The sequence below is a fragment of the Pseudomonas sp. P20 genome (genome assembly GCF_016463925.1).
Taxonomy (GTDB): Bacteria; Pseudomonadota; Gammaproteobacteria; order Pseudomonadales; family Pseudomonadaceae; genus Pseudomonas; species Pseudomonas aeruginosa.
Genome location: NZ_JAEMVM010000007.1, coordinates 525,229 through 537,943 on the forward strand (window position 1 = coordinate 525,229; position 12,715 = coordinate 537,943).

Consider the following 12,715-nt stretch of genomic DNA (forward strand, 5'->3'; position numbering starts at 1 on the left):
AACCGACTCGTGTCGCCGTCGCGCAGCTCGCGACAGGAGACCGAGTCATGAGCGTAGCGACCCAACGCAATACCCAGCTCGATACCGAGCGCCGCAACGACCGACTGTCCATGCGCGCCGCCCGCGAAGCGCAGAACAGCCTGGAAACCACCCTCACCAACGTCCGCGGTCGCCAGGATGGCCTCGACCAGGCCGAGGCCGCCGCCCGGCTGCACGCCGACGGCCCCAACGAAGTGGCCCACGACCGTCCGCCACACGTCCTGGTGCAATTGCTGCAGGCGTTCAACAACCCCTTCATCTACGTGCTGATGACGCTCTCTGCGATCAGCTTCTTCACCGACTTCTGGCTGCCCCTGCAGGACGGTGAGGAAACCGATCTCACCGGCGTCATCATCGTCCTCTGCATGGTCCTGGTCAGCGGCCTGATGCGCTTCTGGCAGGAATACCGTTCGGGCAAGGCCGCCGAGGCGCTCAAGGCCATGGTGCGGAACACCGCCACCGTGCTGCGCCGCGACGAGCGCGGGATGCGCGGCGAGCTGCGGGAAATCCCCATGGGCGAACTGGTGGTCGGCGACATCGTGCGCCTGTCCGCCGGCGACATGATCCCCGCCGACATCCGCCTGATCGAATCGCGCGACCTGTTCATCAGCCAGGCCGTACTCACCGGCGAGGCGCTGCCGGTGGAGAAATACGACACCCTCGGCGCGGTCCGCGAGAAGTCCGCCAAGCGGATCGCCGCCGACCAGCAGGACCTGCTCGAACTGCCGAACATCTGCTTCATGGGCACCAACGTGGTCAGCGGCACGGCCACCGCGGTGGTGGTCGCCACCGGTGCGCGCACCTATTTCGGTTCGCTGGCCCGTTCCATCGTCGGTTCGCGGGCGCAGACCGCCTTCGACCGTGGGGTGAACAGCGTCAGTTGGCTGCTGATCCGCTTCATGCTGGTGATGGTGCCGATCGTGCTGCTGATCAACGGTTTCACCAAGGGCGACTGGACCGAGGCGTTCATGTTCGCTCTCGCCGTGGCGGTCGGCCTGACCCCGGAAATGCTGCCGATGATCGTCAGCGCCAACCTGGCCAAGGGCGCGGTGGCGATGTCGCGGCGCAAGGTGGTGGTCAAGCGCCTCAACGCGATCCAGAACTTCGGCGCCATGGACGTGCTCTGCACCGACAAGACCGGCACCCTGACCCAGGACCGGATCATCCTCGAGCATCACGTCGACGTTGCCGGCCGGCGCTGCGACCGGGTCCTGCAAATGGCCTGGCTGAACAGCTTCCACCAGTCCGGGATGAAGAACCTGATGGACCGCGCGGTGGTCGCCTTCGTCGAACAGAACCCGCGCATCACGCCGTCGGATGCCTGGCGCAAGGTCGACGAACTGCCCTTCGATTTCGTCCGTCGGCGTCTCTCGGTGATCCTCGAGGGCAAGGACGGCGAACACCTGCTGGTGTGCAAGGGCGCGGTCGAGGAAATGCTCGAGATCGCCACCCGCGTGCACCAGGACGGTGTCGACCTGCCGCTCGACGAGGAACGCCGCCGGGCCCTGCTGGCGCTGGCCGAGCAATACAACCGCGACGGCTTCCGCGTGCTCCTGCTCGGCACCCGCAGCCTCTCGCGCACGGAGTCCCAGGCCCAGTACGGCGCCAGCGACGAGCGCGACCTGGTGATCGCCGGCCTGCTGACCTTCCTCGATCCACCGAAGGAAACCGCCGGCCCGGCCATCGCCGCGTTGCGCGAGAACGGCGTGGCGGTGAAGGTGCTCACCGGCGACAACCCGGTGGTCAGCGCGAAGATCTGCCGCGAGGTCGGCCTGGACGTCGGCGAGCCGCTGCTCGGTCGCGACATCGACCTGATGGACGATGCCACCCTGCAACGCCTGGCCGAGGAGCGCACGGTGTTCGCCAAGCTGACGCCGCTGCAGAAGTCGCGGGTGCTCAAGGCCCTGCAGGGCAACGGACACACCGTTGGCTTCCTCGGCGACGGCATCAACGACGCCCCCGCGCTGCGAGATGCCGATGTCGGCATCTCGGTGGACAGCGGCACCGACATCGCCAAGGAATCGGCCGACATCATCCTCCTGGAAAAAAGCCTGATGGTCCTGGAGGAGGGCGTTATCAAGGGCCGCGAGACCTTCGGCAACATCATGAAGTACCTGAACATGACTGCCAGCTCCAACTTCGGCAACGTGTTCTCGGTACTGGTGGCCAGCGCCTTCATCCCCTTCCTGCCGATGCTGGCGATCCACCTGCTGCTGCAGAACCTGATGTACGACATCTCCCAGCTGTCGCTGCCGTGGGACAAGATGGACAAGGAGTTCCTCGCCAAGCCGCGCAAGTGGGACTCGAAGAACATCGGCCGCTTCATGGTCTGGATCGGCCCGACCTCGTCGATCTTCGACATCACCACCTACGCGCTGATGTGGTTCGTGTTCGCCGCCAACAGCCCGGAAATGCAGTCGCTGTTCCAGTCCGGCTGGTTCATCGAGGGCCTGCTCTCGCAGACCCTGGTGGTGCACATGCTGCGTACCCAGAAGATTCCCTTCATCCAGAGCACCGCGGCGCTGCCGGTGATGCTGATGACCGGGCTGGTGATGGCGCTGGGCATCTACGTGCCGTTCTCGCCGCTGGGGGCGATGGTCGGCCTGCAGCCGCTGCCGTGGGAGTACTTCCCCTGGCTGGTGGGCACGCTGCTCTGCTACTGCGTCACCGCGCAGACCATGAAGACCCTCTACATCCGCCGCTTCGGCCAGTGGTTCTGAGCGATCGGCCGGGCTTCGTCCCGGCCTTTCCCGGCGCGTCGGCAAGCCTCGCCGCGCCGCGCAACGCACACCGGACCCACGCATGGAGAGACGCATCATGACCCTGCACGACCGGCGCCCGCGGGCGCCCCTTTTCCAACCGCTGCCGGCCGCGCTGCGACGCGCCCTGTCCTGGCGCCTGGGCTTCGTCGCCGCCGCGCTCGCCTGCGTCCTGCTGCTGGCGCTGCTGTCCGAGGCTCGCGCCGCGGGCGGCGCCTACCGGGTCGACGACGGCGAGATCGACCCCGTCGGCGAATGCAACCTGGACGCCTGGCACCAGCGCGAACGCCACCACGGCAACCGCTACCAGTCGGTGCTGTCGCCAGCCTGCACCTTCTCCGCCCTACCATCGGTGCAGCTCGGCGCGGCGCTGGTGCGCGAGGGCGACGCAGGCGATCGGCACAGCCGCCTCAGCCCCGAGCTGAAGACACCGCTGCTGGCCCGCGACGACCTCGGCCTGGCGTTGGCCTTCGCGCTCTCGGCGGATCTCTACCTGGACCGCCGGCACGCCTTCGAAGGCGCCGGCTTCAACCTGCCGCTGAGCTACCAGCCGTTCGAGGCCCTGCGCCTGAACGCCGGGGTCGGCCTGGGGCATGCCTACGCCGAGGGCGAGCGCCGGCATCGCTGGAACTGGGGCGTGGGCATGGAATACCGGGTCGGCCAGCCGTTGACCCTGATCGCCGAACGCTTCGGCGAGTCGGCCGGCGACAGCGGCTGGCAGGCCGGACCGCGGCTGCACCTGGGCGAACGGCTGGACCTCGATCTGCTGGTCGGCGGCCACCTGCGCGGCGAGCGCGAGCGATGGCTGGTCTCGGGAGCGACCTTGCGTTTCTGAGCCCAAGGGCGTGCCGCGCTGCGGCGCGCTCCTCCACCGAGGAAGCAGCCATGAACGTCGTACGCAAATGCCTGGGCGCGTCTCGCCGCGCGCTCTGTGGCCTGGCAGCACGGCTGCTGGCGAAGGCCGCGCACCTGCTGATGGTGGTCAGCGTGCGCGCATACGCCAGCGGCCGCCTGAGCCAGGTCGAAGTGAAATACCTGCTGGACTGCTCGAGCGCGCTCAACCGTGCCTCGCTCAGGCTGGCCATGGGTCAATGAGCCCGTTCCCTTCACGATCCATTCCGAACCGGGAGTTCCGCCATGCTGGGAACCATCCTCCTGATCAACCTGGCCGGTGCCGTGGCCCTCCTGTTGTGGGGCACGCACATGGTCTCCAGCGGCGTGCTGCGCGGTTTCGGCACTGTGCTGCGCAACTGGCTCGGCCGCCACCTGGGCAACCGCTGGCTGGCCCTGCTCGCCGGGCTCGGCATCACCGGCCTGCTGCAGAGCAGCACCGCCACCAGCCTGATGGCAGCGTCCTTCACTGCCAGTGGCACCCTGGGCCTGGCGCCGGCGCTGGCAGTGATGCTCGGCGCCAACGTCGGCACCACCCTGGTGGTGCAACTGCTCAGCTTCGACACCTCGTTGCTGGCGCCGCTGGCCCTGCTGTCCGGCCTGCTGCTGTTCCGCCTGGGCGACGGTCCACGCCTGGAGAGCCTTGGCCAGTGCCTGATCGGACTCGGCCTGATGCTTCTGGCGCTGGCGTTGCTCGGCCATTCCCTGCAGCAGATCGAGGCCTCGCCAGCCTTTGTCGCGGTGATCCACGGCCTCGAAGGCGATCCGCTGATCGCCCTGCTGCTCGCCGCGCTGCTGACCTGGGCCTGCCATTCCAGTGTCGCGGTGGTACTGCTGGTGGCGTCCCTGGCCCAGGCCGGACTGGTCTCGCTGCCCATCGCCCTGGCCCTGGTGCTCGGTGCCAACCTCGGCGGCGCCTTGCCGGCGCTGGGGGTGGCCGGTAGCCGGGTGGCGCGGCGCCTGCCGTTGGGCAACCTGCTGGTGCGCCTGCTCGGTTGCCTGCTGGTGCTGCCCTGGCTGACGGCGCTGGCGCAACCGGCCAACGCACTCGGCGGTGCGGCGGCGGTCTGGTTCCACAGTGCTTTCAACCTGGCCCTGGCACTGCTGGCGATCGGCTTCACCGGACCCCTTGCGGCGCTGCTCGCGCGCCTGTTGCCGGAAGAGGCACAGTCCGACGAGCCGGGCATGCCGCGCTACCTCGACGAAGCCGGGCTGGAGGTGGCCAACATCGGCCTGGCCAACGCTACTCGCGAAGTCCTGCGGCTGGCCGACATGGCCAGTCTGATGCTGCGCGCCACCAGCGGCCTGTTGCAGCGACCGGAGGCGAAGGTGGCGGCGGAAATCCGTCGCCAGGACCAGGCCCTCGACCAGTTGAGTGCGGCGATCCGCGCCTACCTGGCAGACCTCGGCCAGGACGGCCTCGGCGACAGCGACGCCGATCGTGCCCAGGAAATCCTTCTGTTCGCCATCAACATCGAGCACATCGGCGATCTCGTCGCCAACAGCCTGCTGCCCCTGGCGATGCGCTGGGCCGGGCGCAGCCGCGCCGGCAGCGAGTTCGAGCTGGGCCGCATGCTGCCGTTGCAGGCGGCGATCGAGGAGAGCCTGCACCTGGCGATCAGCGCGTTCCTTCGCGAAGACCTGGACGCCGCGCTGCGCCTGGTGGCGCGCAAGAAGTTGCTGCAGCGACTGGAGGCCGATGCCAGTCGCGAGCGCTTCCGTCGCCTGCGCGACGATCGTGGTGCCTGGGTGGAGTCCGGTGACGTGTTCCAGCGCATTCTCCGCGACTACCGACGCATCCACCATCATGTCACCGCCCTGGCCTATCCGCTGCTCGAACGCAGCGGCATCGATCCGATGGCGAAGCGGCCGGACGAGCCAGGGCAAGGGGAGGGATCGGCATGCGCCTCCTGATCTGCGCCGGACGCCATTTCAAGGACGCCGAACGCCTGCGCCTGGCGCTCGATCAGTGCCACGGCCTGCAACCGGTGGCGCTGCTCGGCCACCTGCTGCATGCCGGCAGCGGCCTGCCGGACGAGGCCGAGCGCTGGTGCCGCGAGCGTGGCGCGGATTCGCGCGCCTACGATTATCCGGAGCGCAGTGGCAGCGACAACGCCCTGCGCGAGTATGGCGAGGGCGTCCTCGGCGAGGCCGCGCCGGACCTGGTGCTGGTGTTTCCCGGTGGGCGCCTGGCCAGCGAACTGGTACAGGTCGCGCACGCTGCCGACGTCCCGCTGATGCTCGCCTATCGTCCGCTGTCGGCGCCCTGAGCGGCGAACCAGCCATCGCGGCGGGTCAGGCGCCAGCCGTAGGCGGCCAGGACCAGCCCGCGCAGCAGCATGAAGGCGAGGAACGCCAGCCATAGCCCGTGGTTGCCCAGCCCCTGCAACAGCCAGCCGAGGGGCAGGCTGGCGGCCACCGCGAGGAGCATCGCGTTACGCATCTCGCGGGCGCGGGTGGCGCCGATGAACAGGCCGTCGAGCAGATAGCTCCACATCCCCAGCAGCGGCAGGCAGGCCAGGTACGGCAGATAGGCGTAGGCGACTTCGCGGACGCCGGCGATGTCGCTCTGCAGGTCGATGAACAGGTGGCCGAACAAGGCGAACAGCGCGGCGAACGCCAGGCTTGCCAGCAGCGACCAACCACCGGCTACCACCAGCGCGCGGCGCAGGGCGGCTCGGTCGCGGGCGCCGATGGCGTGGCCGCAGAGCGCCTCCACCGCGTGGGCGAGACCGTCGAGGGCGTAGGACGTCAGGAGCAGGCCGTTGAGCAGCAGGGCGTTGGCGGCTACCGTGGCGTCGCCGAGGCGGGTGCCCTGTACGGTGAGCAGGAAAAACACCAGTTGCAGGGCCAGGCTGCGGATGAAGATATCCCGGTTGACCATCAGCAGCGGCAGCCAGGACAGCCAGTGGCGCAGGCGTTGCCACTGCGCCCGCCCGGGGCGCCGGGCCAGGTCGCGGCGGGTCAGGGCCAGGCCGAGCAGGGCGCCGCTCCATTCCGCCAGCACCGAGGCGCGGGCCGCGCCTTGCACGCCCCAGTCGAGGCCGTGGACGAACCAGAGCACCAGGGCGATGTTGCTCAGGTTGGTGGTCAACAGGATCGCCAATGGCGCCCGTGCGTTCTGCGTGCCGAGGAACCAGCCGACCAGTGCGTAGCTGGCCAGGGCCGCCGGCAGGCCGAGCAGGCGGGTATGGAAGAAGGCGCGGGCCTCGCCGGTCAGTTCCGCCGAAGGTTGCATCAGTTGCAGGGCCCAGCCGCTCAGGGGCAGGGCCAGCGCGCCGAGCAGCAGGGCCAGGAGCAGCGCCATGCCCAGGCCCGGGGCGAGGATCAGGCGCAGCGCGCCGCCATCGTCGCGGCCGGCGGCCTGGGCGGCGAAGCCGGTGGTGCCCATGCGCAGGAAGCCGAGCACGCCGACCATCAGGGTGTACAGGCTGCCGCCCACGGCTACCGCGCCGAGCTGGTAGGCGTGCGGCAGGTGGCCGACCACCGTGCTGTCCACCAGGTGCACCAGGGGAACGGAAACGTTCGACAGAATCATCGGCCCGGCCAGCGCCCAGACCCTGTGGTGGGTCGGGGCGTGGCGCCAGGCATCGCGCAACAGGCTCATGGGGTCCTCCGGATCGGCCGGGCAGTATAGCGACGGCGGCGAGGCCTGCGGAAAACCCGTTTTTCATATCCGGTAACAGACCTCTGCCTGCCGTGTATTCCTTGTCCGACGCGGCTTCCAGGCCTGCCGCGGGGAACCCTGCGAAAACCTGTCAGGAAGCTTGCGCAGCGCTAACCGCGGGGCTTTGCGCACCTTCCTAGAATGCCGGCGTCGGTTGTTTCCAGAGGAAGCCATGCATGCTCCTGGGGCGTTTCGTCTCGGTCGGCGCCGGTGCCACCGCCGTTCATTACCTGGTGCTGACCCTCCTGGTCGAGGGCTTCGCCGTCGGCGCCGCCGTGGCCGCCGCGACGGGAGCAGGCTGCGGGGCTCTGGCTGCCTACCTGGGGCATCGCTGGAAGACTTTCCGCCACCGTGGCCCGGTGTCCCGTTCGCTGCCGCGCTTCTTCGCCGTCAGCCTGCTTTGCGTACTCGGCAACGCCGTCCTGGTGTTGCTGCTCGGCGACCTCGCCGGACTCGACTACCGCCTGGCCCAGCTCGCCGCGACCGGCGCACTGCTGTTGGCGACCTATCACCTTCATCGACTCTGGACCTTCTCATGATGATCGAACCTTCCCTGGCGTCGAAGCTCGAGGCCCCCTGCCTGCTCAGCGTGGTAGTGCCGGTGTTCAACGAGGAGGCGGTGCTGCCGGCCTTCCACCAGCGCCTGGGCGCCGTGCTCGGCGACCTTGGCGACGATTGCGAGGTGCTCTATGTCGACGACGGCAGCACCGACCGCAGCGCGGCGATCCTCGCCCAGCTACAGGCCGCCGACCGCCGGGTGGGCGTGGCCCGCTTCACCCGCAACTTCGGCAAGGAACAGGCGATGAGCGCCGGGCTCAAGCTGTCGCGCGGCGCCGCGGTGATCGTCATCGATGCCGACCTGCAGGATCCCCCGGAACTGATCCCGCAGATGCTCGACGCCTGGATCGGCGGCGCCGAAATGGTCAACATGCGCCGCCGCAGCCGGGCCGGCGAAAGCTGGCTGAAGCGCGCCTCGGCGAGCGCCTTCTACCGGCTGATCAACCGCCTCAGCGAGGTGCCGATCCCGCGCGACGTCGGCGACTTCCGCCTGCTCGACCGGCGGGTGGTCGATGCCCTTTGCGAGCTGCCGGAAGGCAATCGCTTCATGAAGGGGCTTTTCGCCTGGGTCGGTTTCCGCCAGGTCGATATCGCCTATAGCCGCGCCGCCCGCGTCGCCGGCCACAGCAAGTGGCGCTACTGGCGGCTGTGGAACTTCGCCCTGGAAGGCATCACCGGGTTTTCCACCGCGCCGCTGAAGGTCGCCGGCTACCTCGGCCTGCTCAGCCTGTTGGCGGCCCTGGCGACCCTGCTCGCCGGGATCTTCGGCCAGCAGGAGATCCACGAACACTGGCCGGTGATCGCCGCGCTGTTCCTGATCGGCGGCCTGCAACTGCTGGCCATCGGCGTGTGCAGCGAATACCTCGGGCGGATGACCATGGAAGCGCGGCGCCGCCCGCTCTACCTGATCGACCGCTACCTGCCGGCGCAGGTCGGCGGGGCCAATCCGTGAGGGCGCTGCGCGGCTGGCCGCTGGCCTGGTTCCTGCTCGCCCTGGCCTTCGCCATCCGCCTGCTGAGCCTGGGCAGCTATCCGCTGATGGACACCACCGAGGCCCGCTATGGCGAGGTGGCGCGGAAGATGGCCGAACTGGGCGACTGGATCACGCCCTGGTACGACGTCGGCGTGCCGTTCTGGGGCAAGCCGCCGCTGGCCTTCTGGCTCAGCGCCGGCGGCCAGCTTCTGCTCGGCGCCAACGAGTTCGCCAGCCGCCTGCCGCACTGGTTGCTGGGCGTGCTGGTGCTGTGGCTGGTATGGGACTGGCAGGCTCGCGAAGATCGTCGGCAGGCGCGGATCGCCTGCGTCCTGCTGGGCAGTTCGGCGCTGTTCTTCGTCGCCTCCGGGGCGGTAATGACCGACATGGCCCTGGCCCTGGCGCTGGTCCTGGCCATGCGCGGCTTCTGGCTGGGCCTGCATGGCGCGGAGGGAATCCGGCGCCGCGAGGGCTGGCTGATGTTCCTCGGCCTCGGCCTCGGGCTGCTGGCGAAGGGGCCGCTGACGCTGATCCTCGCCGGACTGCCGATCGGCCTGTGGACCTTGCTGGAGTGGCGCTGGCGCGCGCTCTGGCGGGGCCTGCCATGGATCCGCGGAAGCCTGCTGATGCTCCTGGTGGCCGCGCCCTGGTACCTGCTGGCGGAGTTGAAGACGCCGGGCTTCCTCGAGTACTTCCTGCTCGGCGAGCATTGGCAGCGCTTCGTCACCGCCGGCTGGGACGGCGACCGTTACGGCAATGCCCACGCCTATCCCTACGGCAGCGTCTGGCTGTTCCTGCTGGCCGCCGCGTTTCCCTGGAGCCTCTGGCTGCCGCTGCTGCTCTGGCTGGGCTGGCGCCAGCGCGGGGAGGTGGTCGATGGCGTCGCCTCGCGCAGGCGCTACTGGCTGTTCTGGGGACTGGCGCCGTGCCTGTTCTTCACCTTCGCCGGCAACGTCCTCTGGACCTACGTGCTGCCCGGCCTGCCGGCCCTGGCGTTGCTCGCCGCCGACCTGCTGCGCGCGCCGCTGGCGCGCAGCGCCTGGCTGCGGCGTGGCGGGTTGGCTTGCCTGGCACTGACCCCATTGCTGTTCGCGCTGTTCCTCGGCTCCCTGCTGCTGGGCTCGCGCGCCGAGCAGAAGTCCACCGCCGCGCTGCTGGCCAGCGACGCCGGCTGGCGCGAGCGGCCGCTGGTGTTCTGGCCGAAGCGGCCGTACTCGGCAGTGTTCTACAGCGGCGGGCGGGCGCAACGGGCGGAGGACAGCGAGCTGGCCGGCTGGTTGCGTCGCGACGCCCTGCTGGCGATCCGCTCGCGTTCGTTCGGCGCCTTGCCCGACGAGGTGCGCCAGCGCTTGCGCTGCCGGCCGCCGGTGGGACAGTACCAGTTATGCCAGGGCGTGGCGCCGCCTGGCTGAGACTACCTCGGCCGGTAGGCGCAGTAGCCGGGACGCGGGCCGATGCGCGGGTGGTTGCGGCAGGTGTCCGGGCGGCGGGCATAGATGGTGCACAGGCGGGTCTTGCGGTCGAGGTACAGGCAGTCGCCGTTGGCCATGCGGGTGAGGGTGAAGATCTCGCGCTTGTGGTTGAAGTGCTCGATCACGCCATCCTTTTCCAGTCGCTTGGCGATTCGCTTGGCCGGCTCCTCGCGCTCGAACTCGTCGACCAGTCGCATGCGGATCAGGTCGTCGATGCGCACTTCCACCGGCAGCGTGCAGCAGGTCGCGTTGCACTCGCCGCACAGGCCTTCGCGGTATTTCACCCAGGTATCCAGGCGGTCGGGGTCGGCGGCGGCGAGCGGGATTTTCTTCATCGGCGGGCGGGTGCGGGGAAAACGGGCGCGCAATGATAGTGGCTGCGCGCCCGTTGCGCTCGTCCGGGCGATGAGCGTCAGTGCCGTGGGTCCTCCCGCCATACCGGCCGGTCCTGCTCGTCCAGCGCCCAGTGCGCGGTGCCGGCGCGCAGGCATACGCCGCCGACCCAGCGTTCGGGGGCGCCGAGGTCGAGGCGGTAGCGCCGCCCGGCCAGGACCTCGCGGCCCGCAGCGGTCAGGGCCAGCGGCTGGCGTTCCCAGGGCAGTTCCGGCGCCGGCGTGCGCAGCAGCGCGCCGGGCTCTTCCAGCAGCGCGCGGAGCAGGACGCGGAACATCAGGTCGCCGAGATAGGGCAGCGGCTCGCGCCGTGCGGTCAGCTCGGCGAAGACCTGGCCGGCGCTCGGCCGCTCGCCGTCGCGGACGATCTCCAGGGTCAGCCGTTCGCTCAGCGACAGGCCGTCGCGCAGGGCCGGCAGTTCATGCAGTTGCCGACGCAGCGCCGGCCCCAGCAACGGTAGCGCCGGGGTCGGCGCGGCGGCCAGTTGCGCCCAGCGCAGTGGCGCCGGATCGCGGTAGGCGTCCCAGGCCGCGCGGGCCAGCGCCAGGGCTTCGGCGTCCAGCGGGCGACGCTGGGTCCATAGCCAGGCGAGCAGCTCAGGCGCCAGTTGGCCGATGCCGACGAAGCGCTCGACGCCTGGCACGCGGTCGATCTCGATCAGTTCCAGGTGCTCCGGCGGCGTCTGCATTCCTGCCAGCACCCGGACCAGGAACAACTGGTCGTAGGCATCCGCCTCGCACCAGAGCGCCACCCGCGAGTATTCGCCGAGCCGCTCGAGCCCGGCGTATTCCTGGCGCTGGCGGGCCTGGGCGTCGGCCGGGTCGAGGTCGAAGGCGCGGCTCAGGTAGTCGCTGCGCAGGGCGAGGAACTCGGGCAACGGCAGGTTCGGCACCGGTCCCATGGTCAGCGGGTCGGCGAACATCCGGAAGTCGCCGCGAAAGCCGGCGAGCTTCAGGCCGTGGGCGATGTCGTTGCCGCAGCGCAGGTGCAGGGTCGCGGCCTCATCGCCGCCGACCAGATCGGGGTGGCGGCTGGCGAAGGCGATGGCGTCGACATGCGCCTTGAGTCGCGGCCAACTGGCGAAGCCCAGTTCGCGCGCCACCTGCCACTGGGCGTCGGCCAGGCGCGGCTCCTGCCCCGGAAGCCCTGTAAGGCTGGCCGGGTCGCGGCGCCACTGGCGCAACAGCTCCTTGGCGCGCTTGCGTTGCTGTTCGAGATTGATCCGGCCGTCGCCGAGAGTGCGGGAAAAGGACATACGATCTCCTCTGCAGCCTTGTCCGCCATCAGGCCTGGAGTCGCATGCGCGATGCTTGGGGTGGATCGCCTGGGCGCTGCCCTTTCCGCGGACGGGAGGCGTGGAGAACGCCGAGGCCGACTATAGGCCGGCCGACGCGTCCGCGGCAAGACGCACTCAGCCCTTGCGGATCATCCAGATGCCGGCGCCGATCAGTGCCAACCCGCCCAGCTTCAGCGCGCTGATCGGTGCCTCGCGGAAGCCGGCCCAACCGAAGTGGTCGAGGCTCATGGCCATGCCCAGCTGGCCGGCAAGCACCAGCACCATGAACATCAGCGCGCCGATGCGCGGTGCGGCGAAGGCGGCGATGAAGATGAAGAACATGCCGAGGAAACCGCCGCACCAGTGCCACCAGCTCAGCCCGCGCAATGCCGCCAGGCCGGGAAACTCGCGCTGCGAGAGGGTCAGGGCGAGCAACCCGAGGGTGCCGACGAAGAACGAGATCAGTGCCGCGGCGAGGACGCTGGACACCTGCTTGGCCAACTGGCCGTTGATCCCCGCCTGCAGCGGCAGGCAGGCGCCGGCGAGCAGGGGCAGGACGAACAGCCACCAGGGTGGAGTGGGCATGCAAGACTCCTGGAACGATGACGGCGAGCGCGCCCCGCGCATGGCGAGGGACGGGCCGGAGTGGTACGGGGAGTCGCACAGTATGCACCAGGCGGGGGCGGA

At 69.6% G+C, this 12,715-nt stretch carries 12 protein-coding genes; 8 read left to right on the forward strand and 4 right to left on the reverse strand.

The genetic code is table 11. The features are described 5' to 3' along the window. Positions 1 to 47 precede the first annotated feature (47 nt). The 5 genes from mgtA (at position 48) to JHD77_RS09815 (ending at position 5,959) form a co-directional block, all read left to right on the forward strand. Positions 48 to 2,759, forward strand: a complete 2,712-nt coding sequence (gene mgtA / locus JHD77_RS09795) for a magnesium-translocating P-type ATPase (RefSeq protein WP_003095335.1) — start codon at positions 48 to 50, stop codon at positions 2,757 to 2,759. Between the two features lie 97 nt (positions 2,760 to 2,856). Next, a complete protein-coding gene (locus JHD77_RS09800) occupies positions 2,857 to 3,633 on the forward strand; it encodes a hypothetical protein (protein WP_003095332.1) in 777 nt (258 codons plus the stop codon). Positions 3,634 to 3,683: 50 nt separating this feature from the next. After that, complete coding sequence (locus JHD77_RS09805) at positions 3,684 to 3,893, forward strand: hypothetical protein (RefSeq protein WP_003104324.1); 210 nt, start codon at positions 3,684 to 3,686, stop codon at positions 3,891 to 3,893. A 42-nt stretch (positions 3,894 to 3,935) separates the two neighbouring features. Beyond that, positions 3,936 to 5,603: a Na/Pi cotransporter family protein gene (locus tag JHD77_RS09810; RefSeq protein WP_003104322.1), complete on the forward strand. Its 1,668-nt coding sequence runs from the start codon at positions 3,936 to 3,938 to the stop codon at positions 5,601 to 5,603. Further along, positions 5,591 to 5,959, forward strand: coding sequence for an SLOG family protein (locus tag JHD77_RS09815; protein ID WP_003104321.1), 369 nt, complete (start codon positions 5,591 to 5,593; stop codon positions 5,957 to 5,959). The genes JHD77_RS09810 and JHD77_RS09815 overlap by 13 nt, the downstream gene beginning before the upstream one ends. Here the strand turns inward: JHD77_RS09815 and JHD77_RS09820 are convergent. Then, positions 5,935 to 7,296: an MATE family efflux transporter gene (locus tag JHD77_RS09820; RefSeq protein WP_191519348.1), complete on the reverse strand. Its 1,362-nt coding sequence runs from the start codon at positions 7,294 to 7,296 to the stop codon at positions 5,935 to 5,937. The genes JHD77_RS09815 and JHD77_RS09820 overlap by 25 nt on opposite strands. Before the next feature lie 236 nt (positions 7,297 to 7,532). Between JHD77_RS09820 and JHD77_RS09825 the strand changes: the two genes are divergently transcribed. From JHD77_RS09825 to JHD77_RS09835, 3 genes are read left to right on the forward strand one after another with little or no spacing between them, the layout of a single operon-like run. Beyond that, positions 7,533 to 7,895, forward strand: coding sequence for a GtrA family protein (locus JHD77_RS09825; RefSeq protein WP_031756946.1), 363 nt, complete (start codon positions 7,533 to 7,535; stop codon positions 7,893 to 7,895). Then, positions 7,892 to 8,866, forward strand: a complete 975-nt coding sequence (locus JHD77_RS09830) for a glycosyltransferase family 2 protein (protein WP_003116094.1) — start codon at positions 7,892 to 7,894, stop codon at positions 8,864 to 8,866. Before JHD77_RS09825 ends, JHD77_RS09830 begins: the two co-directional genes overlap by 4 nt. Then, positions 8,863 to 10,299, forward strand: coding sequence for an ArnT family glycosyltransferase (locus JHD77_RS09835; protein WP_003162670.1), 1,437 nt, complete (start codon positions 8,863 to 8,865; stop codon positions 10,297 to 10,299). Before JHD77_RS09830 ends, JHD77_RS09835 begins: the two co-directional genes overlap by 4 nt. A gap of 2 nt (positions 10,300 to 10,301) precedes the next feature. On the opposite strand, the gene JHD77_RS09840 is transcribed toward JHD77_RS09835, so the two are convergent. From JHD77_RS09840 to JHD77_RS09850, 3 genes are all read right to left on the reverse strand, one after another. Then, entirely contained in the window at positions 10,302 to 10,796 is a 495-nt protein-coding gene (locus JHD77_RS09840) for a YkgJ family cysteine cluster protein (protein ID WP_016852173.1), read from the reverse strand. After that, positions 10,772 to 12,007: a DUF1835 domain-containing protein gene (locus JHD77_RS09845; protein WP_031756944.1), complete on the reverse strand. Its 1,236-nt coding sequence runs from the start codon at positions 12,005 to 12,007 to the stop codon at positions 10,772 to 10,774. Before JHD77_RS09845 ends, JHD77_RS09840 begins: the two co-directional genes overlap by 25 nt. 156 nt (positions 12,008 to 12,163) lie before the next feature. Further along, positions 12,164 to 12,613 (reverse strand): DMT family transporter, encoded by a 450-nt coding sequence (locus tag JHD77_RS09850; RefSeq protein WP_003095321.1) that lies wholly within the window; start codon positions 12,611 to 12,613, stop codon positions 12,164 to 12,166. Between the last annotated feature and the right edge of the window lie 102 nt (positions 12,614 to 12,715).

What these genes read in the sequence shown, in the direction of transcription:
- mgtA (WP_003095335.1), top strand. Translation starts at nt 48, where the DNA reads ATGAGCGTAGCGACCCAACGCAATACCCAGCTCGATACCGAGCGCCGC.
- JHD77_RS09800 (WP_003095332.1), top strand. Translation starts at nt 2,857, where the DNA reads ATGACCCTGCACGACCGGCGCCCGCGGGCGCCCCTTTTCCAACCGCTG.
- JHD77_RS09805 (WP_003104324.1), top strand. Translation starts at nt 3,684, where the DNA reads ATGAACGTCGTACGCAAATGCCTGGGCGCGTCTCGCCGCGCGCTCTGT.
- JHD77_RS09810 (WP_003104322.1), top strand. Translation starts at nt 3,936, where the DNA reads ATGCTGGGAACCATCCTCCTGATCAACCTGGCCGGTGCCGTGGCCCTC.
- JHD77_RS09815 (WP_003104321.1), top strand. Translation starts at nt 5,591, where the DNA reads ATGCGCCTCCTGATCTGCGCCGGACGCCATTTCAAGGACGCCGAACGC.
- JHD77_RS09820 (WP_191519348.1), bottom strand. Translation starts at nt 7,296, where the DNA reads ATGAGCCTGTTGCGCGATGCCTGGCGCCACGCCCCGACCCACCACAGG.
- JHD77_RS09825 (WP_031756946.1), top strand. Translation starts at nt 7,533, where the DNA reads ATGCTCCTGGGGCGTTTCGTCTCGGTCGGCGCCGGTGCCACCGCCGTT.
- JHD77_RS09830 (WP_003116094.1), top strand. Translation starts at nt 7,892, where the DNA reads ATGATGATCGAACCTTCCCTGGCGTCGAAGCTCGAGGCCCCCTGCCTG.
- JHD77_RS09840 (WP_016852173.1), bottom strand. Translation starts at nt 10,796, where the DNA reads ATGGCGGGAGGACCCACGGCACTGACGCTCATCGCCCGGACGAGCGCA.
- JHD77_RS09845 (WP_031756944.1), bottom strand. Translation starts at nt 12,007, where the DNA reads ATGTCCTTTTCCCGCACTCTCGGCGACGGCCGGATCAATCTCGAACAG.
- JHD77_RS09850 (WP_003095321.1), bottom strand. Translation starts at nt 12,613, where the DNA reads ATGCCCACTCCACCCTGGTGGCTGTTCGTCCTGCCCCTGCTCGCCGGC.